This is a genomic window from Pseudomonas sp. 382, assembly GCF_002759075.1.
Lineage (GTDB): Bacteria > Pseudomonadota > Gammaproteobacteria > Pseudomonadales > Pseudomonadaceae > Aquipseudomonas > Aquipseudomonas vlassakiae.
The window spans coordinates 21,005-47,369 of record NZ_PEMX01000010.1 but is presented as its reverse complement, the minus strand read 5'-3'; the positions used below and the strand labels follow the sequence as shown (position 1 = coordinate 47,369).

Below are 26,365 nucleotides of genomic sequence, written 5' to 3'. Positions count from 1 at the left end.
TCGCGGGCTTGCCCGCTCCCACAGGGTCCGCACAATCTCGAAGCGTATGCGATCCCTGTGGGAGCGGGCGAGCCCGCGAAGAGGCCAGCACAGGTAACCAATAAAATTCACCCCAGCGCGGTATCCAGAAACATCATCACCGCAAACCCACCCATCAACCCCAGGGTCGCCGACGTCTGATGCCCGTTACGGTGGGTCTCGGGAATCACCTCGTGGGACACCACGAAGATCATCGCCCCCGCCGCCAGCCCCATGCTGATCGGGTAGGCCAGGGCAAAGCCGGTGGAGATGCCCAGGCCGATCACCGCGCCCAAGGGCTCCATCAGCCCCGAACCAATCGCCACCAGCGCAGCCTTGAGGTTCGATAGCCCGGTTGCCCGCAGGGCCAGGGCCACGGCCAGGCCTTCGGGGATGTCCTGGATGGCGATCGCGCTGGTCAGCGGCAGGCCGATGTTCATGTCGCCATTGGCGAAGCTCACCCCGATCGCCATGCCTTCGGGCAGGTTGTGCAAGGTGATCGCCAGCACGAACAGCCAGACCCTGCTGATGCGCTCGGCCTCCGGCCCGCAAGGGCCGGTGCTCTCATGCTCGTGCGGGGTGAAGCGGTCGAGGCCGAGCATCAGCAGCACGCCCAGGCCCATTCCCAGCACCACGGTGAACGCCGCTGCCGGGCCATTGCCGGTGATTGCGCGGGCGGCATCCAGGCCTGGCAGGATCAGCGAGAACGAACTGGCAGCGAGCATCATGCCGGCGGCAAAGCCGAGCATCACATCCTGGCTGCGTGCGCTGACATCGCGCAGTACTACCGCCAGCACCGCACCCAAGGCGGTAGCGGCAAAACCGGAAAGCCCGCCGAGCGCAGCCAGGTGCAGGTTGTCGGCGTGGTCGCCGTTGATGGCGTTCCAGAAGCTGGCCACCAGCAGCACGGCGACCGCCAGCAGGCTCACGCCCAGGCCCGCGCTGAGCCATGGGCTGCCGAGCAATTGCTCGCGCCAGGCGTTCAGCAGGGAGGGCGGGGTGGCGCTTTGGCTGTGAGCAGGGGGCATAGGAACCTCGAATGCAGGAATGCTTGCAGTGTAGGTAGTGACCTGCGCGGCAGGCCAAGGATTCACTTCTATCGCTCCAATAGAGGACTATGCTGAGCAACAGCCTTTCAAGGAGAACGTGGCATGGGCTCTACCTTCAATGGCCTGGTCGGCCTGATTATCCTCGCCCTCGACATCTGGGCAATTCTCAACGTGATCAAGAGCGGCAGCGAGGTAGGGATCAAGGTGTTGTGGATCCTGCTGATAGCCCTGCTGCCAGTGATCGGCCTGGTGATCTGGGCGATTGCCGGGCCGCGGGGCAATGTCCGTCCATGAAAGCTGCGTCCCAGACAAAATCAGCAATAGTGACGTGACAAAATTTTCACATTGGATTAAACAGAATCCGCTCCCGCATAATGCTTGCGTTGGGCCAGCCCCAATGCCACCTCCGCAAACCGCAATCCTAGGACCTTCCCATTCATGGCTAACACGGATGCCTTGAGGCAACAGGGCGCGCGAGCGTTCACGCCGACCTTGAAATCGCACCTGGCCTATACGCTGCTCAGCGGCCTGGTGATCATGTTGATGCTCAGCCTGGTGCGCCTGGCGCTACTGGTCTACAACAGCGACATGATCGGCGACACCCCTTACTCGACCGTCGCCGAAGGCTTCTTCAACGGATTGCGCTTCGACCTGCGGGTGGTGGTGTACTTGAGCATTCCTCTGCTGCTGGCGATGCTGAGCCCCTGGCTCATGGCCCGGCGCGGGCTGTTCCGCTTCTGGCTGACCCTCGCCTCGAGCGTGGTGATGTTCCTCGGCCTGATGGAGATGGACTTCTACCGTGAGTTCCACCAGCGCCTCAACGGCCTGGTTTTCCAGTACATCAAGGAAGACCCGAAAACCGTTCTGAGCATGCTCTGGTACGGCTTCCCGGTGGTCCGCTACCTGTTGGCCTGGGCCTTCGGCACCTGGCTGCTGAGCCTGCTGTTCAAGGGCATCGACCGCCTGACCCGGGGTACCGGCGAACAGCGCGTGGCGCCGTGGTACAACCGCCTGGCGGTGTTCATGGTTATCCTGCTGCTGGCTGTGGTCGCCGCCCGTGGCACCCTGCGCCAGGGCCCGCCGATGCGTTGGGGTGATGCCTTCACCACCGACTCCAACTTCGTCAACCAGTTGGGCCTGAACGGCACCCTGACCTTGATCGACGCAGCCAAGAGCCGCTTCGGCGAAGACCGCGCCAACATCTGGAAGCCGGTGCTGAAGCAAGAGCTGGCCACCGAGACCGTGCGCAAGCAGCTGCTGACTGCCAACGACACCCTGGTCGACGCCGACGAGGCCGCCGTACGCCGCGACTTCGTGCCGCCGGCCGACCGTACCCTGCCGATCAAGAACGTCGTGGTGATCCTCATGGAAAGCTTCGCCGGCCACTCGGTCGGTGCGCTGGGCAGCCCGAACAACATCACCCCGTACTTCGACAAGCTGGCCAAAGAAGGCCTGCTGTTCGACCGCTTCTTCTCCAACGGCACCCATACCCACCAGGGCATGTTCGCCACCATGGCCTGCTTCCCCAACCTGCCAGGCTTCGAATACCTGATGCAGACCCCTGAGGGTGGCCATAAGCTGTCGGGCCTGCCGGCACTGCTCAGCGCCCGCGACTACGACGACGTCTATGTCTACAACGGCGACTTCGCCTGGGACAACCAGTCCGGGTTCTTCGGCAACCAGGGCATGACCACCTTCATCGGCCGTAACGACTTCGTCAATCCGGTGTTCTCCGACCCGACCTGGGGCGTGTCCGACCAGGACATGTTCGACCGCGGTAACGAGGAACTGGCCAAGCACGACCAGAAGAAGCCGATCTACGCGCTGCTGCAGACCCTGTCCAACCACACGCCGTACGCGTTGCCAAGCAACCTGCCGGTGGAAAAGGTCACAGGGCTTGGTCGCCTGGACGAGCATCTGACCGCCATGCGCTACTCCGACTGGGCGTTGGGCCAGTTCTTCGAGAAGGCGCGTAAAGAGCCGTACTTCAAGGACACCCTGTTCGTTATCGTCGGCGACCACGGCTTCGGCAACCAGCAGCAGGTCACCGAGCTTGACCTGGGCCGCTTCAACGTGCCGCTGCTGCTGATCGCGCCGGGCATCCAGGAGAAGTTCGGTGCGGTCAACCACACTGTTGGTACCCAAGTCGACATCGTGCCGACCATCATGGGCCGCCTGGGTGGCGAAACGCGTCATCAGTGCTGGGGCCGCGACCTGCTCAACCTGCCTGAGGGTGACCCGGGCATCGGCATGATCAAGCCATCGGGCAGCGAGCAGATCGTCGGCCTGGTCAAGGGCGATCACCTGCTCATCGAGTCCAAGGACATGAGCCCGCGCATGTACCGCTACCAGCTGGGCAGCGAGTTCAAGGCCGAACTGATCGAAAGCCCGGAGCAGCCGCAGATGCTGCAGCAGCTCGAAGCCTTCATCCAGACGGCGACCAAGAGCTTGCTGGACAACACCGCCGGTGTCGTCCACGGTACGCCGAAGAAATAAGCATCAGGCAGCAATCAGTGAGTACAAAGGGGCCGCAATGCGGCCCTTTTTGTTGCCGGAACGAATGTCTGGGGCCAAGGTCTGCATCTACAGGCATCACTCACCGGGTGTTCTTTGATTCAGAGGGCTAGTCAATGAAAGAGTGGGAAGTCATCTTTGCCGATCAGAAAGGCGAGCCAACCACCTTGCTGCTGCACGGTGAACAGTGCCCCAGCGAAGAGGAGGCGGCTCGCGCCATCCGTTCGCATCTGTTTCCGGTCATGGATGAGCTGGACCTCAACGACTTTCAGGACCGCGCCCCGTCACCCACTGCACGCTGGCTCAAGGAGCAGACCGGCGTGATCATCACCAGCATCCACGAAGCGCCCTGAACCACCGGTTGGCGTGGTGCCGGTGCAGGCACTACGCTGGTGGAAGGTGCCGGCCTTTTCTGCGGGCCTGCACCCATTCAATTCGCGTCTTGCATCAGCTCGATCTGTCGGCAGTGCCGGCAGGTGCGTAGTGCACGGAAAGTCTATCCATCGCATTATTCGGGAGGACGATTCATGAGCAGCCTGAACGACGATATCAGCAGCAATGTCCTGCGCCAGATGAAAGCTGGCGGTTTCGACTTTACCCGCATCCACCCCATCGAGTTCTACGCGGTATTTCCAGATGAAGCCGGCGCGCGGCGGGCAGCCGGGCAGTTTCGTGGCGAATCGTTGAATGCTCAGGTGCGTGAACTGGACGATGGCGCGTGGCACCTGGAACTGAGCAAGGTCATGTATGCCACCTATGGCGGGATTGGGGATTTCGAGGAGGCCTTCGAGCAGGTCGTTTCACCTTGTGGCGGCGAAGTCGAAGGGTGGGGCGTCAAGCAGGAAAGGCTGACTGCCTGAAAACAATATGTGGCCTTCCTCGCGGGCCCGCCCGCGATGAAGGTCCCTCGATTTCAAGGCCTGCGCCCGGCCATATGCCCCAAATAAGCCAGCAATGCATCCAGCTCCTGCTCACTCAGCACACTCTCGGCAAACCCAGGCATTCGTGCCTGCGGCCATTGCCGCAAGCTCTGCGGATCACGAATGTACCTGCGCAGATACTCAGGCCGGAAATACTCGGTCGGGTTGTGCGGCACATTCAGGTCCGGCCCGAACTGGGCATCCCCCGCGCCATTGAGCCGATGGCAGGCCAGGCAGTTCTGCTGGAACAGGGCGAAGCCCTGGCGTACCGGGTCATTGGCTCCCAGCCTGGGGTCGGGCAGCAGTGCGGGGAAACGTTGTTCGACCGACGCCAGGCGGCGGATCGTGGCGACCTGGAATGGCCATTGTTCGGGGCGAATGCCGCTGGCCTGCGGGTTGGTCCATACCAGGTAGAACGGCCCGGCGCTCGGCTTGCCGTCACCCAGCGCAGGCCACGGTTTGGCCGGGTCCTCGACTGCCAGCCAGGCGCGTGCCGGCGCCTGCTGCAGTAGCGGCCCGGCTGGCATTTCCGCGGCAAAACCGTCCAGCGCCACCGCCTGCAGATGGTCTTCGGGCTTTACCCCTTGCAGCAGCGCTGCCAGTGGCACGGCGCGAAAATGCATGGGCCGCTTGTACGAAACGTCCTGATCGATGTCGATATCGCGGGCCTGAGGGTGCCTCAACAGCGCTTCGCTGGACCATTGTCGGGCACTGTCACCCAGCTCCAGGTGCAACTGCGCCGCCGACAGCGGCAGGCTCAACAACAGGGCTAGCAGGGCCAGGCAATGACGCATGGGTAATCTCCGACCAGAAAACCGGAAGATTAACCCAAGCGAAGCATTGGCGCTGTCAGCCGAACAACCGCGTGAGGTTGGGAAGAATCAGCAGCAAAGTCGTGGCGAAGAGAATGAGCCCGGCTTGGCGAAGTTTCGATTGTCTGAACATGGCGGACCGCCTTCTTGTTGTTATTCCTGAATACCCGGTGGCTTCCTTGTCGGGTCTGCTTGCCTCATGTATGTGGATATAAACCACCCACAGGGCGAACGTCATGCATTGTCGAGAACGCTTTGTTCTAAAGGGGTTATGTATGATGCTGTTTGGCTATGAGGCCTTTAGCTATCGCGCTGGCAAGCTCTGCCTAGACAGCCGCAGATCCCTCCCTGGATATTCGACAAATTGTGACCGTTCGTCAGTGCAGCCTACTTGCTTGTACGTGGCTTTCGCGTCAGTCTCTACAGCAGATTCCCACCCATGTCGTTCAGGACTATCCCTATGTCGTTACGCATCTGCATCCTTGAAACCGATGTCCTGCGACCGGAGTTGACCGCGCAGTATCAGGGCTACGGAAGGATGTTCGAGCAGCTCTTCTCGCGTCAGCCGATCGCAGCCGAGTTTCGTGTGTACAACGTGATGAACGGCGTGTACCCGCCCGACGGCGAACGCTTCGATGCGTACCTGGTGACGGGCAGCAAGGCCGACTCGTTCGGCAGCGACCCCTGGATCCAGACGCTCAAGGCCTACTTGCTCAAACTCTACGAGCGTGGCGAGAAGCTGCTGGGTGTGTGCTTCGGCCATCAACTGCTGGCATTGACCCTGGGTGGCAAGGCCGAGCGCGCCGACCAGGGCTGGGGCGTGGGCGTGCACCGCTACTCGCTGGCGGCGCATGCACCGTGGATGGACCCGGAGGTTTCCGAGCTGACCTTGCTGATCAGCCATCAAGACCAGGTCACCGAGCTGCCGGAAGGCGCCACGGTAATTGCCTCCAGCGACTTCTGCCCGAATGCGGCGTATCACATCCGCGACCAGGTGCTTTGTTTCCAGGGCCACCCGGAGTTCGTCCACGACTACTCGCGGGCGCTGCTCGATGCGCGTCAGGAGTACCTCGGGGACGAGGTGTACCAAAAGGCGATTGCCAGCCTGGCCACCGAGCACCAGGGCGACCTGGTGGGCGAATGGATGCTGCGCTTCATCCAGCAGCCGGCCAAGTCCAGCGACAGCGCCGCCTGATCAAATGCCGGGGCGCAAAGCGCTCCCGGCAATCTAAAGCCAGCCGGCTTTCTTGAAGCTGGCAAACAACCCCGTACACCCCAGCGCGATCACACCCAGCACTGCGAAGTAGCCATAGTGCCACCCCAACTCTGGCATGTTCTGGAAGTTCATCCCGTAGATCCCGGCAATCGCCGTGGGGAAGGCCAGGATCGCCGCCCACGCGGCGAACTTGCGCTGCACGATGCTCTGCCGTGACGATTCCAGCAGCATGCCGATTTCGATGGTCTGGCTGGCGATGTCGCGAATCCCGGCCAGGTCCTCCATCTGCCGCGTCACGTGGATCTGCACATCACGAAAGTACGGGCGCATGTTCTTGTCGATGAACGGGAAGCTCAGGCGCTGCAGTTCCTCGCTGATTTCCACCATCGGCGCCACATAGCGGCGCAGGCGCAGGATGTCGCGGCGCAGGCCGTGCAGGCGCTGGATATCTTCCTCCTGCAGCGTGGTGCTCAGCACGCTCTGTTCCAGCTCCTCGATCTCGCCATGAATGGCCTCGCTGACCGGCTGGTAGTTCTCGGTGACGAAGTCGAGCAGGGCATACAGCACGAAGTCTTCGCCATGTTCCAGCAGCAGCGGGCGCGCCTCGCAGCGCTGGCGCACCAGCGCGTAGGATTTCGAGTGGCCATTGCGGCAGGTGATGATGTAGCCGTTGCCGGCGAAGATGTGAGTTTCGATGAACTCCAGCTTGCCCTGATGGCGGACTGGCGAATAGGTGACGATGAACAGCGCGTCACCGAACGTTTCCAGCTTGGGCCGGCTGTGTTTTTCCAGCGCATCCTCGATGGCCAGTTCGTGGAGGTTGAACTGGCACTGCAAGTTGGCCAGTTCCTCGGCGTTGGGTTCTTCCAGGCCGATCCACACGAAGTGCCCCGGCTTGCGCGCCCACTCGCTGCCTTCGTCGATATTGATGTTGGTGACCTTTCTGCCGGCGGCATACACCGCCGATGCCACGACTCGACCCATGGTTATCCACTTGTTCGGTTGTACACGGGTTACAGCTTGGGCTGTAGTTGGCTGTAGAGCAACTGGCGGCGCAAGCTTGCTGGCGACGAAAGCAACCTAGGCCTTTGCCAGTTCGTTTTCCATGTTATCGATGCACAGCTGCATCTGTGTGCGGCACTGTTCGATCAGCGCGGGCAGGTCCTGCTGGCTGAGGCCGCGGGTGGCGATAGGCGGCAACGAGCGCACGATCACGGTCCGCCGCCGCCAGCTGTTCAGGCTCAGGCGCCGGGCATAGCGGCTGACGCACACCGGGACGATCGGCACGCCGGCCTCCACGGCCATGTGAAATGCGCCTTTCTTGAACGCCAGCAACTGTTCGTCGGGGTTGCGCGTGCCTTCCGGGAAGATCCAGATCGAGGTGTCGTCTTGCAGGATGCGCGTGGTGGTCTGCATGGCCTTGCGCGCCTGGTAGGCGTTTTTACGGTCGATCAGCACATTGCCACCGAGCCAGAACAGCTGCCCGAACAGCGGGATCCAGCCGAGGCTCTTTTTGCCAATGGCAACGGTGCGTTGCGGTACCACATGGCCGAGGATGAACAGGTCGAAGTTGGACTGGTGATTGGCGACGATCACGCAGCCGGGCGGCTGGTCCCACAGCGGGCCGACTTCGGCCTTGACCTTGATGCGCATCAGCCAGGTGGCTGGCACGCTGTAGAGGCGCGCGAAGACACGGCTGTTGTCGCGGTTGAAGGGGCGCAGCAGGCCGATCAGCAGGCCGATGAAGCCCACCAGCAGAAAATGCAGCCCCAGCAGGAACATGCGAAGCGAGTAAAGCATGGTACGACTCACACCAGACAGTCGCGACGCAGTGTACGGCTGTGCACTGGCCGGGGCAAACCCTGGTGTGAGCCGGTGCGGCCTCTTCGCGGGTAATCCGCCCCACAGCGACAGCGCTGCACCCATGGGCAGTGATACCTGTGGGAGCGGGTTTACCCGCGAAAGGGCCAGTACCGGTCAGCCCATGTGGCCCTGGTCGAGCAGGATCGCCTCGTCAAGGCTATCCAGCAGCGCCTTGCGCACCTTCAGCTTGGTGTTCTTGTGTGCCAGCATGTTCAGCTTCTTCAGCTCGCGCGCCATGCCCAGGGCGACCTCAAGCAGCTGCTCGGCTGGTACTACCTTGTCGAGGAAACCGGCATCCAGGGCATCCTTGGGCTCGAACATTTCGGCATTGATCACCGAGCGGTGGAAGGCCGAGCGACGCAGGCGGTCGCGGGCCAGTTCGATGCCGGCGTGGTGCATGGTCATGCCGATCTGCACTTCGTTCAGGCCGATCTTGTACGGCCCTTCGACACCGATGCGGTAGTCGGCCGACAGCAGCAGGAAAGCGCCCTTGGCCACGGCATGGCCGGGGCAGGCGACGATCACCGGGAACGGGTGCGAGAGCAGGCGGCGGGCCAGGGTGGAACCGGCGGTGACCAGGGCGACGGCTTCTTTAGGGCCCGAGGTCATCACCTTGAGGTCGTAGCCACCCGAGAGGATGCCTGGCTGGCCGGTGATGATCACCACGGCGCGTTCCTGCGTAGCGCGGTCGAGGGCGGCATTGAAGGCCGCGATGACATCCGGCGAGATGGCGTTGACCTTGCCGTTGTTCAGGGTCAGGGTGGCGATGCCGTCTTCGGCGTGGTAGGTAATCAGCTCGCTCATGGCGCAATCCTTAGGGTGACGTGGCGAAGACGTTACCCAGCACCGCGAGCCAGGTAAAGCAGCAAGGCTGACCGGCCAGTCAGCGTCGGGCTGCAATGCCTTGTGCGGCGAGGGTGCAGTGTTTGTGACGAGAAAAAGCGCTGGCCAGATTGGCCGCTTTGCCCTGGCAACCTCGGGTTTTCAGTGGGTTGGCTTAAATGCATGAAAAATTTGAAAAAAATGCTTGCCAAAGAAAAGCTCTTCTACTAAATTAGCGCGCCTCGACGGGGTGAAAGCCTTGAAGGGAAAACGGTGAAGTGTCCGAGTGGTCGAAGGAGCACGCCTGGAAAGTGTGTATACGAGAAATCGTATCAAGGGTTCAAATCCCTTCTTCACCGCCACATTCTGCAAGAAGCCCCCGAGCTGAAAAGTTCGGGGGCTTTTTGCATTCTGGGGCCTTGTAGGAGCGGCCTTGTGTCGCGAAAGGGCTGCGAAGCAGCCCCAGGGTTTCAGCGCAGACGCACAAATTGCTGGGGCTGCTTCGCAGCCCTTTCGCGACACAAGGCCGCTCCTACAAGGCCGTCACTCGCTCCAGAGACTCAAAAGTTCACTGAGGCAGACAGCCGCGCCGTTCGCGGTGCCCCCTGGAACAGGTAGTTGTCGCCCAGGTAATCCCCCACATCGCGCCAGTAGCGCTTGTCGAAGACGTTATCCACCGTCAGCCGCAGCACGGTGTCATACCCACCGATCTGCGTGCGGTAGCGGCTACCGATGTCGAACACAGTGTACCCACCCACCTCGACGTTACCGGCCTGGCTCGCATACTTGCTGGCGCTGTAGCGTGCTCCACCGAGCAATGCCAGGCCCGGAACCGGCAGGTTGTACTCGGCATGCAGGGCGGCGCGCAGTCGCGGCACGTTGATCGCCTGGTGGCCTTCATAGGCATCGGTGCCGCTGTTCTGCACCCGGGCGCGAATCGCCGCTGCGCTGGCCTGAAGTTGCAGGTTGGAGGTTGCCCAGCCGCTGGCACCCAGTTCAAGGCCGATGTTCTTCTGCTGGCCCTGTTGCACATAGGTGAAGCTGCCGTCGCCTTCCGGGCGTGCGTATTGGTACGCCTGGCGAATCTGGAACAGTGCGGCGCTGAAGCTCATGCCTTGCCAGTCGCGCTTGATGCCTAGCTCCAGCTGGTGCGAGAGGGTAGGGGCGAGGATCTCGGCCGCGTTGCTGGTATACCACGGGGCAGTGCCACCCGCCGACAAGCCCTTGGCATAGCTGGCATACACCGTGGTGTCCGGGCGTGGTTTGTAGATCAGGGCAACATTGGGCAGCAACTGGTATTGCCGGGTATGGCGCCCGGCTACGCCGTCCTCGTCCCAGGTCTTTTCGTCCAGGCGCACTTCGCGGGCGCCAACAACGGTTTGCCATTGCTCGCTGAAGCTGATGCGATCGCTGACGAACAGGCCGTACTGGCGGCTGTCCAGGCGCCTTTCGCTGGCACCGACCTGTTGACCCGACGGCGCCACGGGCGGTGCGCCGGTGTAGATGTTGCCGCTGCCAACCCACTCGTTGTAATACGGGCGCTGATCGAGCGTGCGACGTTGGGCACTGCTGCCCACGGTCAGGTCGTGCTGCATGCCCAGCGCGTCGAAATGGCCATTGAGCATGGCCTGGGCCTCGTCGGTGCGGCGGGTATCGTCGGGGCTGCGGAAGTCATAGATGTCGTAGTCGCCTTCAGGGCTGAAGTGCGCTTGCCAGCCACCTTCGCTGCCCCAGGCGAAGGCACTGTAGTCGTCGATCACCACCTTGCTGCGCGACGCACTCAGGGTACCGGTCCAGGCCTCGTTGAAGCGGTATTCGAAGCGTCCACCCAGATTCAACGCGTCGTTCTGTACGGGCTTCGCCCAGTGCTGGTAGGCCAGGCGGTCACTCGGGTCGATGGCGTGGGGCAGTGCGCTGCCCCCCAGCAGCTGGTAGCCCGGCACAGAACGTTGCTCGCGGTGCTGGTATTCGGCATCGAGCTGCAAGGTGGCATCAGGGTTGATCTGCCAGTCGAAGGCCAGCGAGGCGAAGTCGCGCTGGCCGTCGGCATGGTCGACGTAGGAGCGGATGTCCTCGTGCGCCAGGTTGGCACGCAGGCCGAACTGCCGCTCGCTGCCGAACCAGCCACCGAGGTCGGTGGCCAGGTAGCGCTGGCCTTGAGCGTTGGTCGAAATCGTCACGCTGCGCACGTCGGCAGCGCGCTTGGTCACGTAGTTGATCAGCCCGCCGGGCTCCGATACGCCGCTCTGCAACCCGGACAGGCCCTTGAGCAACTCGACCTGCTGCTTGTTTTCCAGCGCCACGTTCTGCTCGCCGGCGATGGTCTGGCCATTGATGCGGTAGCTGCTGGCGGCGTTGAGCTCGAAGCCGCGCACGTTGAAGTTTTCGTAGTAACCGATCGGGGCATAGCTTTCGCCCACCGAGGCGTCGCTTTGCAGCACTTCGCTGAGCAAGCGGACCTGACGGTCTTCCAGCAGTGGCTGGCTGAATACGCTGACCGAGGCCGGGGTATCGAGCAGTGGTGCGGGCTGAAAGCCGCCGACTGACGCTTCGTGCACCTGATAGCCCTCATCCCCGTAGCTGTCGGAGACCTGCACCGGGGCCAGTTCGACACTGTCCTGTGCGAGGCCGTGGGGGGTGTGCAGGGCCAGGCCCAGGCTGAGCAGGCTCAGGGGCAGGTGAGGGCGAAGCAAGGGCATGCAGGGAGCGTCCTTGGGGCGAAAGACCGCGCAGGCCTGTTCGCGGGTAAACCCGCGAAAGGGCCGGAACAGGCAGAAAAAGGGGCGCTATCTTATCAGGCCCCAGTCCTGCGGGTCTTCAATCGGCAGGTGGAGGGCGGCGATGCTGGCGCCAGGTGTCGTCGATCTTCGACCAGGTCTTGCCGTCGGTGATGGCCATCAGTTTGCGCCCATCCTTGAAGGTGGCCAGGAAGGTGGCTTCTTCCTCTTTGCCGCCCAGCCAGAGCCCGGCAAGCAACCCCACCGGGCCGGCCACCAGCGCCCCGGCCACGCCCCAGCCGAGGGCGGTGCCCAGGCTGCGGCTGGACTCCAGGCTGGCCAGGCGCAGGTCAGCGATGCGGGCCAGTGAGATGCGCTCGCCGGGTGAAGGGCTACGCGGGGTCTTGAGTGTGAGCGATCCATTGCGAAACTCGCCTTCACCTTGCAAGAAATCGCCGGATTGCACCGTGAGTCTTGTCATTGAGTCGTCCTGTCAGCGAAAGGTCTGTGACCAGCGCTTACTGAGCGCCGCCGGGGCAGGCAAGTCAACGGCCAGGCGACGGAGGGTAATGCGGCGGGTTGTCACGTCCGCTGATGGCTTCAAGCCAGTTGCGCGGCGGCCTTGCGCTGCGAAACGCCCCATACCACCAAGGCCAGCGTGCCGATCACCAGGCCTGCCACCACGATGCCCATCCACCCTTGGCGCTGGAACAGTTGCGTGCCCAGCAACGAGCCTAGCGCACCGCCGATGAAGTAACAGGTGATGTAGCCGGCATTCAGCCGCGTGCGTGCTTCAGGGCGCAAGGCGATCACGGCATTCTGGTTGCTCACGTGTACCAGCTGCACGGCCAGGTCCAGGGCCAGCACGCCGACCAGCAACGCCAGCAGCGAGCTTTCGGCAAAACCCAGCGGGACCCACGACAGCAGCAGCGCCGCCAGGCCAACAGTGGTGCCCAGCGAGCCCTTGCCACGGTCGGCCAGGCGCCCGGCCCAGTTGGCCGCCAGTGCACCTGCGGCGCCGGCCAGGCCAAACAGCCCGATGGCCGCGTCGGAGTAGTGATAGGGCTCGCGTGCCAGCAGGAACGCCAGCGGTGTCCAGAACAGCGCGAACAGGCTGAACGCCAGCAGGCCGAGCAGCGAGCGCAGGCGCAGCACCGGCTCTTCGATGAACAGGCGAAACACCGAGCCGATCAGCGCCGGGTATTTCAAGCCTGCATGGCTATTGTGTTCGGGCAGGTTGCGGTACAGCGCCAGCGCGGTGAGTGCCATCAGCACGGCGGCCAGCACATAGATACTGCGCCAGCCGCCCAGCTCGGCCATGAAGCCGGCCGCGGTACGCGCCAGCAGGATGCCGAGCAGCAACCCGCTCATCAAGGTGCCCACTGCGCGGCCGCGCTGATGGGGCTCGCTGAGGGTCGCCGCCATCGGCACGAGGATCTGCGCTACCACCGAGAACAGGCCGGTAAGCGCGGTACCGAGCAGCAACCAGGGCAGGCTTGGGGCACACGCGCTGATGACCAGGCCCAAGGTGGAGATCGCGGTCATCACCACGATCAGCCGGCGCTGCTCGAACAGGTCACCCAGCGGTGCCAGCAGCAGCAGGCCGGCGCCGTAGCTCAGTTGTGCGGCGATGACGATGCTGCCGGCGCTGGCGGTACTCAGGCCGAACTGTTGCGCGATGCTGTGCAGCAGCGGTTGGGCGTAGTAATTGCTGGCCACGGCCAGGCCGGTGGCGGTGGCCATCAGCAGGATCAGGGCGCGGCTCAGGGAGGGGGATTTCATGGGCAATCTCGTCGCGGGCAGTAAGTGGTAACAAGTATCTGGAAGTGTCTTGAATGACGCCAATGTATAGTTTTCAGCTTATCAATCTTGAAAGCAGATAGATCGATGAACCTCAAGCAACTCGAATACGCCCTGGCCGTGGCCGACACCTGCAGTTTCACCCGTGCCGCCGAGCGTTGCCATGTGGTGCAGTCGGCCCTCAGCCACCAGGTGGCAAGGTTGGAAGCGCAGCTGGGTGTCAGCCTGTTCGAGCGTAGTTCGCGGCGAGTTCGCCTGACGCCTGCCGGTGAGGCGTTCGTGCTCAGTGCCCGGCCTGCCCTGGAGGCGGCCAGGCGCATTGCCGATGACGTGGCGGCGGCGTGCGGCCAGGTTCGGGGGCGATTGTCGATTGGCGAAATCAGCTCGCTGACAGCGTTGGACCTGGTCGATGTGCTGGCAGTGTTTCATGGCCGTTTCCCGGATGTGGACGTGCGTTGGCTTACCGCAAAAAGCGAACTGTTGATTGCCGATGTCTGCGAGCGCCGGCTGGATATCGGTTTCATTGGCTTGTGGCATGGCGAGGTGCTGCAAGGGGTGCAGCATCGCTTGCTGGCGCGGGAGGAACTGGTGGCCGTGTTGCCGTCGGGGCATGCGCAGGCGGGCAGGGCGCAGCTGGCTTTGGCAGACCTGGCGGATCAGGTGCTGGTGGATTTTCCTGAGGGTACCGGGGCGCGGCGCCAGACGGACGAGGCGTTTCAGGCGGCGGGGCTGGTAAGGCGCGTGCAGTTCGAGATCGGGCATATTCGCCTGGTGGAAAAGTTCGTGCAGCGGGGTATGGCGCTCGGGCTGGTGCCGGAGCGCGTGGCCCAAGGCTTCCAGGGAGTGGCTGTAGCGCGGCTGGTGGATGCGCCGGTGCGCCATCTGTATGCCGTTTGGGCGCAGAGCCCGACACCGGCGGCGCGGGCGTTTCTCGAGGTCATGGAGCAGAGCCTGGGGGTCAGTGGTTGATCTGTACCGGCCTCTTCGCGGGCTTGCCCCGCGAAGAGGCCGGTACAGGCTGAAATCAGGCCGCAAACCCACCATCGGCCAACAAGCTGGCCCCGGTGATGTAACCCGCCTCGGGCCCCGCGAGGTAGGCCACAAAGCTGGCAATTTCGTCCGCCTGCCCATACCGCCCGATCGCCATCAGCGGAATCAGGCTTTCGGCGAACTCGCCACTGGCCGGGTTCATGTCGGTGTCCACCGGCCCTGGCTGCACGTTGTTCACGGTAATCCCCTGCGGCCCGAGGTCGCGGGCCATGCCCTTGGTCAGGCCGACCAGCGCCGACTTGCTCATGGCATACGGGGCGCCACCGGCAAACGGCATGCGTTCGGCGTTGGTGCTGCCGATGTTGATGATGCGCCCGCCCTGGCCCATGTAGCGGGCTGCGGCCTGGCTGGCGACGAACACGCTGCGCACGTTGACCGCGAGGGTGCGGTCGAAGTCCGCCAGGTCGAACTCGGCCAGCGGCGCAACCGCCAGCACGCCGGCATTGTTGACCAGGATGTCGAGGCGGCCGAAAGCCTTCACCGCGTCGTCGATCGCCAGTTGCAGCGCGGCGGCGTCGGCGCTGTCGGCGCGCAAGGCCAGGGCCTGACCGCCAGCAGCCTTGACCTCATCGGCCAGCGCTTCGGCCGGGCCGGCAGAACTGACGTAGGTGAAGGCCACTTGTGCACCTTCTCGAGCCAGGCGCCGTACGATGGCCGCGCCGATACCGCGCGAACCGCCTTGGACGAAGGCGACTTTGCCTTCGAGGGTAAGTTGCTTGGACATGCTGATCTCCTGCTGGAAGCAAGGCCGGATGCCTTGGATGGACGCAGTATCGACTGCTGATTACCTGCTGATAAGATCGCAATCACTATTAGCAGAGTAAACCTTTGGTTGGTAATCAATGGCCATGGAATCCTTCAACGCCCTCGAGTGCTTCATCCGTAGTGCCGAGGTGGGCAGTTTCGCCGAGGCAGCCCGGCGCCTGAGCATCACCCCGGCGGCGGTGGGCAAGCACGTTGCCCAGTTGGAGGCGCGCCTCGGGGTGCGGCTGTTCCAGCGTAGTACGCGCAAGCTGACCCTGACCGAAGCCGGGCAGCGATTTCTGGGCGAGGTGAGCGACAGCTTCCGCACCATCCAGTACGCCGTGGCCAACCTGGCCAGCGCCGAGGGCCAGCCGGCCGGGCTGCTGCGGGTTAGCATGGGAATCGTGTTCGGCCGCTTGTACGTGCTGCCGCTGCTGGGTGAATTTCTGCGCCGCTACCCGGCAATCATCCCGGACTGGCATTTCGACAACCGCCAGGTCGACTTGATCGGCCAGGGCTTCGATGCGGCCATTGGCGGTGGTTTCGAGCTGCCGCTGGGCGTCGTGGCGCGCAAGCTGACCCCGGCCCATCGGGTGCTGGTGGCGGCACCTGCGTACTTGAATCGGCATGCCGCTATCAACAGCCCTGAGGTGCTGCAGCGCCACGACGGAATTCTGATCCGTTCCCCACAGACCGGGCGGGTACGTTCCTGGCCCTTGACCAGTCGATGGCAGGAACAACAGCCATTGCTGTTGCGTCAGGCGATGACCATGAGCGATTCGGATGCGGCGTGTGCGGTGGCGCAGCAAGGGTTGGGCATCGCCCTGGTCAGCTTGCCGTTCGCCGTGCCGTACCTGGAGGCCCGGCAGCTACAGCGGGTGTTGCCAGACTGGTATGTGGATGATGGGCATATCAGCCTGTATTACGCCGAGCACAAGCTGTTGCCGGGCAAGACCCGGGCGTTTATCGATTTTGTGGTGGAGCAGTTTGCCGAGCGGGGGTTGGCGGGGAGGTTCGACGCTTTGGCCTAAAGGGGTGTCGCTTGTACCGGCCTCTTCGCGGGCACGCCCGCTCCCACAGGTACTGCACAGCCTTCAGATCTTGTGCTTATCTGTGGGAGCGGGCGTGCCCGCGAAGAGGCCAGGTCAGGCAGCATCAATGATGTAGAAAAGCTGATCCCCAAGCTTCACCTCGTCGTCGATCTTCTTGCCCACCAGCTGCTGTCCCAATGGCGAACGGGGGGTAATCACGGTCACCAACTCGTCCCCCTCGCCAATCTTCAAACCCGCGGCCTCAGGCCCGAGGAAAAGCAAGCGCCGCCCGCCATCGTCATCCTCCAGAGTCACCAGGTTGCTCACCTGCACCCCTCGCGCCGGGTCATACTCGCGCAACCGCAACTGCTGGTAAGTCAGCAGCGCCTGGCGAATCTCGGCCGTGCGCCGCGCCTGCCCGGTGGCCAGGTACGACGCCTCCAGCCCAAGGGTGTCGTACTTGTTCTCGGCGATGTTCTCTTCGGCGGTAGCGGCCTCGTAGGCGGTCAGCGCCGCACGGCGCAGCACCTCCATGTCGGTTTCCAGAGCAGTGACGATGCGGCTGAGCAGGGTGGCCTTGTCCATGGTCAGTAACAGAACTCCAGCACGTTGGCCTGGCTCTTCTCGGTCGGCGCGGTACGGTTCTGCGCAAGCCAGAACTGGCACTTGGGGCTATTGAGGTTGCGCGGGTTGCCTTGGGCAGCCTCAGCGGCCTGCTGGATTTCCTGCTTGTGCAGGATGTCCTTGTAGCGCTCGAACATCTCGCCCTGCGCGTCCACCGGCTGCGCCGGTGCAGTCGCCGGTGCCGGTTTGCTGTAGGCCGGTGCCACGACCTGGGCCACAGGCTGCACCTGTTCAGGCCATAGTTGCAGGGCCAGCCACAGGCTCAGGCCAATCGCCACGGCGCCGAGCCACAGGCCCAAGGCCACGCAGAAAATCAGTTGCAGCGGTTTGAGGGTGATCTTCAATTCACGTTGGCGGGGCATGGCAGCTTCCTGGCAGAGCGGGCGAAGGGGGCATTGTCGCATGCTGCCGGAGAATTTTTGTGCGGCGCTTTTGTCGACGACAAATTATCCGCAGAATTCGCCCTTTTCGCGCAAGGCAAGGCAGGGCATATGAAAACCACCTGGGACATTTTCTGCAGTGTCGTCGACAACTATGGCGATATTGGCGTGACTTGGCGCCTGGCCCGGCAGCTGGTGGCCGAGCACGACCTGGCGGTGCGCCTGTGGGTGGACGACCTGAATGCCTTCGTGCCGCTGTGCCCGGGCGCCGATCCCGGTGCCGCGCAGCAATGGCAGCAGGGTGTCGAGGTGCGTGCCTGGCCTGCCGACTGGCAGCCCGCAGAGCCGGCCGACGTGGTGATCGGTGCCTTTGCCTGCCAGTTGCCGGCGGCCTACATCGAGGCGATGCGCGCTCGCCCGGCGCCGGTGCTGTGGCTGAACCTTGAATACCTCAGTGCCGAGGACTGGGTCGAAGGCTGCCATGGCTTGCCATCGCCCCAGCCCAATGGCCTGCGCAAGGTGTTCTTCTTTCCCGGCTTCACCGACAAGACCGGTGGGCTGTTGCGCGAGGCCAGCCTGCTATCGCGCCGGCAAGCCTTTGAGCAGTCGGCCGAGGCGCGTGCGGCATTTCTCCAGAGCCTGGGCGTGCAGGCGCAGCCTGGCGCGCTGCTGATATCGCTGTTCGCCTACGAAAACGGGCAACTGGGGCGCTGGCTCGATGCGCTGGCCGAGGATGCCCGACCGGTTCACCTGCTGGTCCCGCAAGGGCGCATCCTCGGCGACCTTGGGGCCTGGCTGGGTGAGCAGCAGCTGCAAGCCGGCGCTGTGCACCAGCGCGGCACCTTGACCGTGCAAATCCTGCCGTTCGTCAGTCAGGATGACTATGACCGCCTGCTGTGGAGCTGCGATTTCAACGCGGTGCGCGGGGAAGATTCGTTCGTCCGCGCCCAGTGGGCCGGCCGGCCGATGCTCTGGCACATCTATGTGCAGGAGGAAAATGCCCACTGGGAAAAGCTCGAAGCCTTCCTCAGCCATTATCGACAGGGCTTGTCGGACGCCGCCAGCGAGGCGCTGATGGCCTTTTGGCGTGCCTGGAACATGAACCGCGACATGCACGCCGCCTGGCAAGGAGCCCGCAAACACTGGGCGGAACTGCAGCAGCACGCCCGTGATTGGGCCACTTGCCAGGCCGCTCGGCCGGACCTTGCCAAGGCGCTGGTACAGTTTTACCGAAATTGGCTATGATATGCGGCCTCGATTTTTATAAATCCATCCAGATTCGGATACTTCGTAATGAAAACTGGTAAAGAACTGAAACCCGGTACCGTACTGCGGATCGACAACGACCCGTGGCTGGTTCAGAAAGCCGAGTTCACCAAGTCGGGTCGCAACAGCGCGATCATGAAGACCAAGCTGAAGAACCTGCTGACCGGCTACAAGACTGAAACCGTCTACGGTGCAGACGACAAGCTGGACGACGTGATCCTGGATCGCAAAGAAGCGACCCTGTCGTTCATCAACGGTGACGAATACACCTTCATGGACACCACCGACTACACCATGTACGAGCTGAACGCCGAGGACATCGAAGCCGTTCTGCCGTACATCGAAGAAGGCATGGAAGACGTCTGCGAAGCCGTGTTCTTCGAAGGCCGCCTGGTATCGGTTGAACTGCCGACCACCATCAGCCGTCAGGTCGAGTACACCGAGAACGCTGCTCGCGGCGACACCTCGGGCAAGGTCATGAAGCCTGCCAAGCTGAAGAACGGTACCGAGATCTCGGTTGCCGACTTCATCGAAATCGGTGAGTTCATCGACATCGACACGCGCGACAACAGCTTCAAAGGCCGCTCCAAGAAGTAATCCTTCTTGCGAAACGCAAAAACCCGGCCTTGGCCGGGTTTTTTTGTGCCTGTGATTTACACGGTCACATGCAGGCGCACGTCCACATTGCCGCGGGTGGCGTTGGAGTAAGGGCAGACCTTATGAGCCTTTTCCACCAACGCTTCGGCGTCAGCCTGGGCCAGGCCCGGCAGGTTGATGTTCAGGTCGATGTCCAGGCCGAAACCACCGGGGATCTGGCCGATGCCGACCTTGGCGGTGATCGAGGCATCCGCGGGCAGGGCTTTCTTCTCCTGGCTGGCAACGAACTTCAGTGCGCCGATGAAGCAGGCCGAGTAGCCGGCGGCGAACATCTGTTCAGGGTTGGTGCCGTCACCACCGGCGCCGCCGAGCTCCTTGGGGGTGCTCAGCTTGACTTCCAGCTTGCCGTCGCTGGAGCGGGATTTGCCGTCGCGACCGCCGGTGGAAGTGGCTTCTGCGATGTACAGCGGAGTGACCTTTTGCATCTTGAGCCTCGCTAGTGTGCTGTGCGCCCCTGGTGATCAGGTGGCGTCAAGTGGGTACGGGATTTAATTTGGCGCGCAATTAGTTAGCGCGCAAGATAAATATTTACCGTTTATCGGAACGGGCAGCACACAGCGTAGCCGTCAGAGGTTTTTTTGCAGGCTGTCGCGCAGTTCCAGCAGGTCAGTCTGCAGCTGCTGCAGGCGTTCGAGGCTGCGGCCGCTGGCCTTGAGAATGCATTGCGGCACTTCCCGAGCCTGCTGCTGCAGGGCGCGGCCCTTGTCGGTCAGTTGCACCAGCACCACCCGCTCATCCTCGCGGCTGCGGTTGCGCTGCAGCAGGCCTTCGCTTTCCAGGCGCTTGAGCAGGGGCGTGAGCGAACCGGGGTCGGTCAGCAGGTGCTGGCTGATTTCGCCTACGGTAAGACCGTCCTGCTCCCACAGTACGAGCATGGCCAGATACTGCGGGTAGGTCAGGCCCAGTGCTTGCAGCAGAGGCTTGTAGACCTTGGTCATCAGCAACGAGGTGGAGTGCAGAGCAAAGCAGACCTGGTTGTCCAGCAGCAGCTCGTCACAAGAGGCTTGAGTGTTGGCGTTCATGCAGGTCCTTGAATGTCATCAATGGAGAAATCTAGCACGCTGAAGGTTGGGGCGCTTACTGCCAGCGCAGTTCACTGCGCAGCGCCAGGTCCCAAGGTGGGACCGGGCTGAAGCGGCTCTTGAGAAATTCGAGCAGCAAACGGCTGCGAGAGTTCGTTTCATGTTCAAGGCGCAGTGCATAAATGCCGCTGGTTTCGGCTTCGGGCAGGCCGCTATCGCAGAACAGCGGCAGCAGTTCGCCGCGCAGCAGGTAGTCGCTGATCAGCCAGGTAGGCAGGTGGGCGATGCCGAGGCCGGCGAGGGCGCCGAACAGCAGGGTCTCGGCGTTGTTGGCGGCCATGCGCATGCGCGCCGGGCGGTACAGGCGCATCTGCCCGTCGACCGCAAAACGCCAGGCGAACGGCGGTGCCAGGCCGTCCCAGTCAAGGCCGTCGTGGCTAGGCAATTCGCTGGGGCAGCTGGGCATGCCGCGGCTGGCCAGGTAGGCCGGGCTGGCGCAGGCGATGCGTACCATGTGCGCCAGCTTGGTTGCCACCAGCCGGGTATCGGCCAAGGGGCCGGCGCGCAGCACCAGGTCGACCTCGCCCAAGTGGCTGCCATGCAGGTCGACGAAACTGTCGATCAGGCGCAATTGCACGTCCAGGCCCGGATAGGCCACCAGGAAATCGGCGATTGCCGGCGCCAGGTGACGGCGACCGAAGGCGGCCGGGGCATCGATGCGGATCAAGCCTTCCGGGGCACTGCTCAGCGATACGGCCTCGGCGCGGGCCAGGCGCAGCTCTTCGAGAATGCGCCGGGCGCGTTCGGCGAAGGCATTGCCCGCCGGGGTGGCGCGTACGGCATGGGTGCTGCGAGTGAACAGGCGGCTACCGACTGCGCTCTCCAGGTTGTCGATGCGCCGAGCCACGGCGGACGGGGTCAGTGGATGGCGGCGAGCGGCAGCAGAGAAGCTTCCGCTCTCCAGCACATCCAGAAACAGGCTCAACTGGTCGGTCAGGGTATCGGGGTTCATGATCATCCGCTTTTGCAAGAAACGCATAGCCATTGTGCGTTGCTGTGCGTTTCCCCGCCAGAGCGCAATCGTTAGCATGCCCGCATTACCAACGCAGGCGGATGAGGCCCTGATGATCGAGTGGTTGTTGTATATCGTACTGGGCGCAGGCCTTGGCACCATGGGTGGGTTGTTCGGTATTGGCGGCGGGCTGATCGCCATCCCGGCACTGGGCGTGCTGTTTGGCCTCGACCAGCAGTTGGCGCAAGGCACGGCGCTGGTCATGGTGGTGCCGAACGTGCTGCTGGCGCTGTGGCGTTATCACCAGCGCAACCGCATCGAGCTGCGCCATGCCGTGCCGCTTTCGCTGTGCAGCTTCCTGTTCGCCTGGCTCGGCTCGGTCTGGGCGGTGGGTATCGATGCCCACTCGATGCGCCTGGGCTTTGTCGGCTTCCTGATAGCGCTGGCCATCTGGAACGTGGCGCGTATGTTCCTCAAGGTCTCGCCGCCCAGCGCCGAGCTGCGTTACGCCTGGCCCTGGCTGGGCGTGCTGGGCAGCTTTGCCGGCACCATGGGCGGGTTGTTCGGTGTCGGCGGCGCCGTGGTGGCCACGCCGATCCTGACCAGTGTGTTCGGTACCACCCAGGTGGTGGCGCAGGGGTTGTCACTGGCGTTGGCGGCGCCGAGTACCCTGGTGACCTTGGTGACCTACGGGGTGCACCACAGCGTGGACTGGAGCGTGGGCATTCCATTGGCGGTCGGTGGGCTGCTGAGCATCAGCTGGGGGGTGAAACTGGCCCATGCACTGCCAGAGAAAGTATTGCGGGCGATGTTCTGTGTGTTTCTGGTGGCGTGTGCGGTGATGCTGGGGTTCGAGCTGTGAGATCGCCGGGGCCGCTTTGCGGCCCTTTCGCGACACAAGGCCGCTCCTACAGAAGCGCGCGATCCTCTGTAGGAGCGGCCTTGTGTCGCGAAAGGGCTGCACAACAGCCCCAGATCAAAGGAACCCTTCAACGATGTAATCGGCCATGCAGTCGGTGATCGGCGACTGGCCCTGGCTGTTGCGCAGCAGCATCACGTTTGCCAGTGGTAACTGCGGCAACCCGTCGTTCTCGCCGAGAATGCGGATGTTGCCACCAACCAGGCTCTGCAATTGCGCCGTCACTGCAAGCCCTGCGGTGACGATGGCAAAGATCGCCGCCAGGCTGGGGCTGGTATAGGCAATGCGGTAGTCGATGCCCTGGGCCTCCAGAGCGTTGCAGGTCCAGGCGCGGCAGAAGCAGTCGGTGTTGAACAGCGCCAGCGGCATTGGCCGTTGTTCCTGCGGGCAGAAGCCTTCGGCGGCTGCCCATACCAGGCGTTCCTGGCGCAGCAACTGGCCAACCTCGTTGCCCGGTTCGCGGGTGACGATGGTCAGGTCCAGGTCCTGGCGCAGCATCAGCTGTTTGGACGAGTCGCAATGCACCTCCACCTGCACCAGCGGGTAAGCCTGGGCGAAGCTGGAGAGGATGGTCGGCAGGAAGCGCATGGCGTAGTCATCCGGCGTGCCGATGCGCACCAGCCCGACCATGTGCGGCATGCGCAGGGTGTTGAACACTTCGCCATGCAGCTTGAGGATGCGCCGGGCGTAGCCGAGCAGCACCTGGCCCTCGGCGGTAAGCCGCACCTGGCGGCCGTCACGCTCGAACAACTGGCGCTGCAGGATGTCTTCTTCCAGGCGTTTCATCTGCATGCTCACCGCCGACTGGGTGCGGTTGACCACTTCACCGGCGCGGGTGAAGCCACCTTGCTCGGCGATGGCGACAAAGGTGCGCAGCACGTCGGCATCAAGGCTCTGATACTGGGACATTGCATCAATCTCCGAGATGCATGACATCAGAAACATTCGTTGGATTGATCTTAAGCCTGGGCGGAGACTGAAGCCATCAACACGGAGGGCTTCACGATGAAAGGTCATGTCAGCAGCATCCAGCAACCTGCCTTTTCCTTGAACCACCTGTGGCATGTGGCCCTGGACCGCCCGGCCCGGTGGCTGCAGCTGTACCGCCAGCGCCAGGAACTGGCCAGCCTGAGTGATGCGACCCTGCATGACCTGGGCTTGAGCCGGGCGGACATCCAGCAAGAGGCTGAGCGGCATTTCTGGGATGATCCGTTGCGCAAATAGGCTAAACCTGTAAAGGCCTCTTCGCGGGCACGCCCGCTCCCACAGGTTATGTGCGATCCCTGTGGGAGCGGGCGTGCCGGCGAAGAGGCCGGAACAGACAATAAAAGGAGATCAGGCTTGCCGCTCAAGTTGTCCATAAGCCAGGCCCGCCGTGTGGCCCTGTCAGCCCAGGGATTCGGCAAACAGCCTGACGCCCCACCGACCCTTCCCGCACTGAAACGCATGCTGCAACGCCTGGGTGTGGTGCAGATCGACTCGGTCAACGCCGTGGTCCGCTCCCATTACCTGCCGCTGTTCTCCCGCCTTGGCGACTATCCAACAGCCATGCTCGACCAACTCGCCTGGGGCCGTGGCCGCCAGCGCCAGCTGTTCGAATACTGGGGCCACGAAGCTTCGCTGCTACCCCTGAACCTCTACCCATTGCTGCGCTGGCGCATGGCCCATGCCGCTGATGGCCGCGGCATCTACCGTCAACTCGCGCTGTTCGGCCGCGAACGCCAGGACGTGATTGCCCGCGTGCTGGCCGCCGTGCGCGAACAGGGCGCCCTGGGCGCAGGCAGCCTGTCCACCCGTCAGGAGCGGGCCGGCCCATGGTGGGACTGGAGCGAAGAAAAACGCGCACTGGAATGGCTATTCGCCGCCGGTGAAGTCACGGTCGCGGGGCGTCGCGGCTTCGAGCGGCTCTACGACGTACCGGAAAAGGTCTTGCCCAAGGCGATCCTCGATCAGGCGCTGCCAAGCGAAGCCGAAGCCCATCAAGGCCTGATGCTGCATGCCGCCACGGCCTTGGGCGTGGCTACCGAGCGTGACCTGCGCGACTACTTCCGCCTTGAGCCCGGCCAGGGCAGGGCGGCGCTCGATGAACTGGTCGCCGATGGCCGATTGCAGCCGGTCGAAGTGCAGGGCTGGAAGCAGCTGGCCTACTGTGCCGGCACACCGCGCATTTCGCGGCGCATCGACGCCAGCGCGTTGCTGTCGCCGTTCGATTCGCTGGTCTGGGAGCGCAACCGCACCGAGCGGCTGTTCGATTTCCACTACCGCCTGGAGATCTACACCCCGGCGCACAAGCGGGTGTACGGCTACTACGTGTTGCCGTTTCTGCACCGCGAACGCATCGCCGCGCGCCTGGACCTGCGCGCCGAGCGCGCCCAAGGGCAACTGGCGGTGCATGCCGTGCACGCGCAATCGATAGCGTTGGACGCGGAGGGCTATCAGGCCCTGGCGGGGAATCTGCTGCGCATGGCCCAGTGGCTGGGCCTGGAGCGGGTGCAACTGAACTGCCCTCGGGCAGAGGGCAGCCAGCTGCGTGAGGCCCTGCTCAGCGCCGCACCTGCTTGAGGGTTTCGGCGATCAGGAAGGCCAGTTCCAGCGACTGATCGGCGTTCATCCGTGGGTCGCAGTGGGTGTGGTAGCGGTCGGACAGGGCATCTTCGGTGATCGGCCGGGCGCCGCCGATGCACTCGGTGACGTTCTGCCCGGTCATCTCGATATGGATGCCGCCGGCATGGCTGCCCTCGGCCTGGTGCACCTGGAAGAATTGCTTCACCTCGTCGAGGATCTGCGCGAAGTCGCGGGTCTTGTAGCCGCTGCTGGCCTTGATGGTGTTGCCGTGCATCGGGTCGGAGCTCCACAGCACCTTGCGCCCCTCGCGCTCGACGGTGCGGATCAGCCCAGGCAGGTGCGCGCCGACCTTGCCGGCGCCCATGCGCACGATCAGGTTGAGGCGGCCAGGGTCGTTGGCCGGGTTGAGGGTGTCGATCAGGCGGATCAGCTCTTCGGGGTTCATGCTCGGGCCAACCTTGACCCCGATCGGGTTGTGCACGCCGCGCAGGAATTCGACATGGGCGCCGTCGAGCTGGCGGGTGCGGTCGCCGATCCACAGCATGTGCGCCGAGCAGTCGTAGTAGTCGCCGGTCAGGCTGTCCTGGCGCACGAAGGCTTCTTCATAGTTGAGCAGCAGCGCTTCGTGGGCCGTGAAGAAACTGGTCTCGCGCAGTTGTGGCGCGCTGTCCAGGCCGCAGGCGCGCATGAAGGCGAGGGTTTCGTCGATGCGGTTGGCCAGCTGGTGGTATTTGTCGGCCAGCGCCGAGTTGGCGATGAAGTCGAGGTTCCACTTGTGCACCTGGTGCAGGTCGGCGAAACCGCCCTGGGCGAAGGCGCGCAGCAGGTTGAGGCTGGCGGTGGCCTGGTGGTAGGCCTGCAGCAGGCGCTCCGGGTCCGGCACGCGGCTCTTTTCGTCGAAGCCGATACCGTTGACGATGTCGCCACGGTAAGCCGGCAGGGTGAGGTTGCCGATGGTTTCGTCGCCTGAGGAGCGCGGCTTGGCAAACTGCCCGGCCATGCGCCCGACCTTGACCACCGGGCAACCGGCGGCGAAGGTCATGACGATGGCCATCTGCAGCAATACCTTGAAGGTGTCGCGGATCTTCGCTGCCGAGAACTCGGCGAAGCTCTCGGCGCAGTCGCCACCCTGCAGCAGGAAGGCGCGGCCCTCGGTAACTTCAGCGAACTGCCGGCGCAGCTCGCGGGCCTCGCCGGCGAACACCAGGGGTGGGTAGCTGGCCAGGGTCTGCTCGACCTTGTGCAGGTGCGCGGCGTCGGGGTAGGTCGGTTGCTGCTGGATCGGCAGGGCACGCCAGCTGTCGGGGCTCCACGGTCGGTTCATCACAGGCTCGGTTTTGGCTGTTATAGGCTGCCTGCCATGG

29 protein-coding genes and 1 tRNA gene are annotated in these 26,365 nt (G+C 63.4%); 13 read left to right on the top strand and 17 right to left on the bottom strand.

The window, feature by feature from the left end; genetic code table 11:
* Nucleotides 1-107: 107 nt before the first annotated feature.
* Nucleotides 108-1,046, bottom strand: a complete 939-nt coding sequence (locus CQW31_RS13750) for a ZIP family metal transporter (RefSeq protein ID WP_099814715.1) — start codon at nucleotides 1,044-1,046, stop codon at nucleotides 108-110.
* A 123-nt stretch (nucleotides 1,047-1,169) separates the two neighbouring features.
* Between CQW31_RS13750 and CQW31_RS13745 the strand changes: the two genes are divergently transcribed.
* The 4 genes from CQW31_RS13745 (at nucleotide 1,170) to CQW31_RS13730 (ending at nucleotide 4,441) form a co-directional block, all read left to right on the top strand.
* Complete coding sequence (locus CQW31_RS13745; RefSeq protein ID WP_054883684.1) at nucleotides 1,170-1,361, top strand: PLDc N-terminal domain-containing protein; 192 nt, start codon at nucleotides 1,170-1,172, stop codon at nucleotides 1,359-1,361.
* Between the two features lie 144 nt (nucleotides 1,362-1,505).
* Entirely contained in the window at nucleotides 1,506-3,563 is a 2,058-nt protein-coding gene (locus CQW31_RS13740; protein ID WP_099814714.1) for an LTA synthase family protein, read from the top strand.
* Nucleotides 3,564-3,697: 134 nt separating this feature from the next.
* Nucleotides 3,698-3,934: a hypothetical protein gene (locus CQW31_RS13735; RefSeq protein WP_054883686.1), complete on the top strand. Its 237-nt coding sequence runs from the start codon at nucleotides 3,698-3,700 to the stop codon at nucleotides 3,932-3,934.
* Between the two features lie 174 nt (nucleotides 3,935-4,108).
* A complete protein-coding gene (locus tag CQW31_RS13730) occupies nucleotides 4,109-4,441 on the top strand; it encodes a ribonuclease E inhibitor RraB (RefSeq protein WP_054883687.1) in 333 nt (110 codons plus the stop codon).
* A 53-nt stretch (nucleotides 4,442-4,494) separates the two neighbouring features.
* On the opposite strand, the gene CQW31_RS13725 is transcribed toward CQW31_RS13730, so the two are convergent.
* Both CQW31_RS13725 and CQW31_RS30900 read right to left on the bottom strand, forming a co-directional pair.
* Nucleotides 4,495-5,295 carry a cytochrome c gene (locus CQW31_RS13725; protein WP_099814713.1) on the bottom strand — a complete coding sequence of 267 codons (801 nt, stop codon included), beginning with the start codon at nucleotides 5,293-5,295 and terminating at the stop codon, nucleotides 4,495-4,497.
* A gap of 55 nt (nucleotides 5,296-5,350) precedes the next feature.
* Nucleotides 5,351-5,551 (bottom strand): hypothetical protein, encoded by a 201-nt coding sequence (locus CQW31_RS30900; protein WP_143524220.1) that lies wholly within the window; start codon nucleotides 5,549-5,551, stop codon nucleotides 5,351-5,353.
* A 222-nt stretch (nucleotides 5,552-5,773) separates the two neighbouring features.
* On the opposite strand from CQW31_RS30900, the gene CQW31_RS13720 reads away from it, so the two are divergent.
* A complete protein-coding gene (locus CQW31_RS13720; RefSeq protein WP_099814712.1) occupies nucleotides 5,774-6,508 on the top strand; it encodes an amidotransferase in 735 nt (244 codons plus the stop codon).
* Nucleotides 6,509-6,541: 33 nt separating this feature from the next.
* On the opposite strand, the gene CQW31_RS13715 is transcribed toward CQW31_RS13720, so the two are convergent.
* The 3 genes from CQW31_RS13715 to CQW31_RS13705 form a co-directional block, all read right to left on the bottom strand.
* Nucleotides 6,542-7,513 (bottom strand): magnesium and cobalt transport protein CorA, encoded by a 972-nt coding sequence (locus CQW31_RS13715; RefSeq protein WP_054883690.1) that lies wholly within the window; start codon nucleotides 7,511-7,513, stop codon nucleotides 6,542-6,544.
* Between the two features lie 96 nt (nucleotides 7,514-7,609).
* Complete coding sequence (locus tag CQW31_RS13710) at nucleotides 7,610-8,329, bottom strand: 1-acyl-sn-glycerol-3-phosphate acyltransferase (RefSeq protein WP_099814711.1); 720 nt, start codon at nucleotides 8,327-8,329, stop codon at nucleotides 7,610-7,612.
* A gap of 177 nt (nucleotides 8,330-8,506) precedes the next feature.
* The gene (locus tag CQW31_RS13705; protein ID WP_099814710.1) at nucleotides 8,507-9,196 is read right to left on the bottom strand and encodes a crotonase/enoyl-CoA hydratase family protein; all 690 of its coding nucleotides are present in this window, start codon (nucleotides 9,194-9,196) and stop codon (nucleotides 8,507-8,509) included.
* A gap of 290 nt (nucleotides 9,197-9,486) precedes the next feature.
* On the opposite strand from CQW31_RS13705, the gene CQW31_RS13700 reads away from it, so the two are divergent.
* Nucleotides 9,487-9,576, top strand: a tRNA-Ser gene (locus CQW31_RS13700).
* A 198-nt stretch (nucleotides 9,577-9,774) separates the two neighbouring features.
* Here CQW31_RS13700 and CQW31_RS13695 read toward each other — a convergent pair.
* From CQW31_RS13695 to CQW31_RS13685, 3 genes are all read right to left on the bottom strand, one after another.
* Nucleotides 9,775-11,913, bottom strand: coding sequence for a TonB-dependent siderophore receptor (locus CQW31_RS13695; protein WP_099814709.1), 2,139 nt, complete (start codon nucleotides 11,911-11,913; stop codon nucleotides 9,775-9,777).
* Between the two features lie 118 nt (nucleotides 11,914-12,031).
* Complete coding sequence (locus CQW31_RS13690; RefSeq protein WP_054883694.1) at nucleotides 12,032-12,412, bottom strand: hypothetical protein; 381 nt, start codon at nucleotides 12,410-12,412, stop codon at nucleotides 12,032-12,034.
* Between the two features lie 119 nt (nucleotides 12,413-12,531).
* Nucleotides 12,532-13,713, bottom strand: coding sequence for an MFS transporter (locus CQW31_RS13685; RefSeq protein ID WP_099814708.1), 1,182 nt, complete (start codon nucleotides 13,711-13,713; stop codon nucleotides 12,532-12,534).
* A gap of 105 nt (nucleotides 13,714-13,818) precedes the next feature.
* On the opposite strand from CQW31_RS13685, the gene CQW31_RS13680 reads away from it, so the two are divergent.
* On the top strand, nucleotides 13,819-14,700 hold the full coding sequence (locus CQW31_RS13680; RefSeq protein ID WP_099814707.1) for a LysR family transcriptional regulator: 882 nt from the start codon (nucleotides 13,819-13,821) through the stop codon (nucleotides 14,698-14,700).
* Between the two features lie 55 nt (nucleotides 14,701-14,755).
* On the opposite strand, the gene CQW31_RS13675 is transcribed toward CQW31_RS13680, so the two are convergent.
* The gene (locus CQW31_RS13675; RefSeq protein WP_054883697.1) at nucleotides 14,756-15,505 is read right to left on the bottom strand and encodes a 3-oxoacyl-ACP reductase family protein; all 750 of its coding nucleotides are present in this window, start codon (nucleotides 15,503-15,505) and stop codon (nucleotides 14,756-14,758) included.
* Nucleotides 15,506-15,623: 118 nt separating this feature from the next.
* Between CQW31_RS13675 and CQW31_RS13670 the strand changes: the two genes are divergently transcribed.
* Nucleotides 15,624-16,556: a LysR family transcriptional regulator gene (locus CQW31_RS13670; protein WP_099814706.1), complete on the top strand. Its 933-nt coding sequence runs from the start codon at nucleotides 15,624-15,626 to the stop codon at nucleotides 16,554-16,556.
* 114 nt (nucleotides 16,557-16,670) lie between these two features.
* Here the strand turns inward: CQW31_RS13670 and CQW31_RS13665 are convergent, their stop codons facing one another.
* Together CQW31_RS13665 and CQW31_RS13660 are read right to left on the bottom strand one after the other, a co-directional pair.
* The gene (locus CQW31_RS13665; RefSeq protein WP_054883699.1) at nucleotides 16,671-17,141 is read right to left on the bottom strand and encodes a GreA/GreB family elongation factor; all 471 of its coding nucleotides are present in this window, start codon (nucleotides 17,139-17,141) and stop codon (nucleotides 16,671-16,673) included.
* Between the two features lie 2 nt (nucleotides 17,142-17,143).
* Nucleotides 17,144-17,542: a hypothetical protein gene (locus CQW31_RS13660; protein ID WP_099814705.1), complete on the bottom strand. Its 399-nt coding sequence runs from the start codon at nucleotides 17,540-17,542 to the stop codon at nucleotides 17,144-17,146.
* A gap of 129 nt (nucleotides 17,543-17,671) precedes the next feature.
* Here CQW31_RS13660 and earP point away from each other — a divergent pair, with 129 nt between their 5' ends.
* Together earP and efp are read left to right on the top strand one after the other, a co-directional pair.
* Nucleotides 17,672-18,805, top strand: coding sequence for an elongation factor P maturation arginine rhamnosyltransferase EarP (gene earP, locus CQW31_RS13655; RefSeq protein WP_054883701.1), 1,134 nt, complete (start codon nucleotides 17,672-17,674; stop codon nucleotides 18,803-18,805).
* A 48-nt stretch (nucleotides 18,806-18,853) separates the two neighbouring features.
* Nucleotides 18,854-19,423, top strand: coding sequence for an elongation factor P (gene efp, locus CQW31_RS13650; protein ID WP_054883702.1), 570 nt, complete (start codon nucleotides 18,854-18,856; stop codon nucleotides 19,421-19,423).
* A 56-nt stretch (nucleotides 19,424-19,479) separates the two neighbouring features.
* Here efp and CQW31_RS13645 read toward each other — a convergent pair whose 3' ends face one another.
* The 3 genes from CQW31_RS13645 to CQW31_RS13635 all read right to left on the bottom strand — a co-directional run bounded on the left by CQW31_RS13645 (nucleotide 19,480) and on the right by CQW31_RS13635 (nucleotide 21,517).
* The gene (locus CQW31_RS13645; protein WP_054883703.1) at nucleotides 19,480-19,908 is read right to left on the bottom strand and encodes an organic hydroperoxide resistance protein; all 429 of its coding nucleotides are present in this window, start codon (nucleotides 19,906-19,908) and stop codon (nucleotides 19,480-19,482) included.
* Nucleotides 19,909-20,049: 141 nt separating this feature from the next.
* Nucleotides 20,050-20,505 (bottom strand): MarR family winged helix-turn-helix transcriptional regulator, encoded by a 456-nt coding sequence (locus CQW31_RS13640; protein ID WP_054883704.1) that lies wholly within the window; start codon nucleotides 20,503-20,505, stop codon nucleotides 20,050-20,052.
* A gap of 55 nt (nucleotides 20,506-20,560) precedes the next feature.
* Nucleotides 20,561-21,517, bottom strand: coding sequence for a LysR family transcriptional regulator (locus CQW31_RS13635; RefSeq protein WP_099814787.1), 957 nt, complete (start codon nucleotides 21,515-21,517; stop codon nucleotides 20,561-20,563).
* A gap of 112 nt (nucleotides 21,518-21,629) precedes the next feature.
* On the opposite strand from CQW31_RS13635, the gene CQW31_RS13630 reads away from it, so the two are divergent.
* Nucleotides 21,630-22,379: a sulfite exporter TauE/SafE family protein gene (locus tag CQW31_RS13630; RefSeq protein WP_099814704.1), complete on the top strand. Its 750-nt coding sequence runs from the start codon at nucleotides 21,630-21,632 to the stop codon at nucleotides 22,377-22,379.
* A gap of 114 nt (nucleotides 22,380-22,493) precedes the next feature.
* On the opposite strand, the gene CQW31_RS13625 is transcribed toward CQW31_RS13630, so the two are convergent.
* Nucleotides 22,494-23,345 (bottom strand): LysR substrate-binding domain-containing protein, encoded by an 852-nt coding sequence (locus CQW31_RS13625; protein WP_054883767.1) that lies wholly within the window; start codon nucleotides 23,343-23,345, stop codon nucleotides 22,494-22,496.
* Nucleotides 23,346-23,441: 96 nt separating this feature from the next.
* On the opposite strand from CQW31_RS13625, the gene CQW31_RS13620 reads away from it, so the two are divergent.
* Together CQW31_RS13620 and CQW31_RS13615 are read left to right on the top strand one after the other, a co-directional pair.
* Nucleotides 23,442-23,660, top strand: a complete 219-nt coding sequence (locus tag CQW31_RS13620; RefSeq protein WP_027919490.1) for a DUF1127 domain-containing protein — start codon at nucleotides 23,442-23,444, stop codon at nucleotides 23,658-23,660.
* Between the two features lie 117 nt (nucleotides 23,661-23,777).
* A complete protein-coding gene (locus CQW31_RS13615; protein WP_099814703.1) occupies nucleotides 23,778-24,998 on the top strand; it encodes a winged helix-turn-helix domain-containing protein in 1,221 nt (406 codons plus the stop codon).
* Here CQW31_RS13615 and CQW31_RS13610 read toward each other — a convergent pair.
* Complete coding sequence (locus tag CQW31_RS13610) at nucleotides 24,979-26,325, bottom strand: class II 3-deoxy-7-phosphoheptulonate synthase (RefSeq protein ID WP_099814702.1); 1,347 nt, start codon at nucleotides 26,323-26,325, stop codon at nucleotides 24,979-24,981. The genes CQW31_RS13615 and CQW31_RS13610 overlap by 20 nt on opposite strands.
* Nucleotides 26,326-26,365 lie beyond the last annotated feature (40 nt).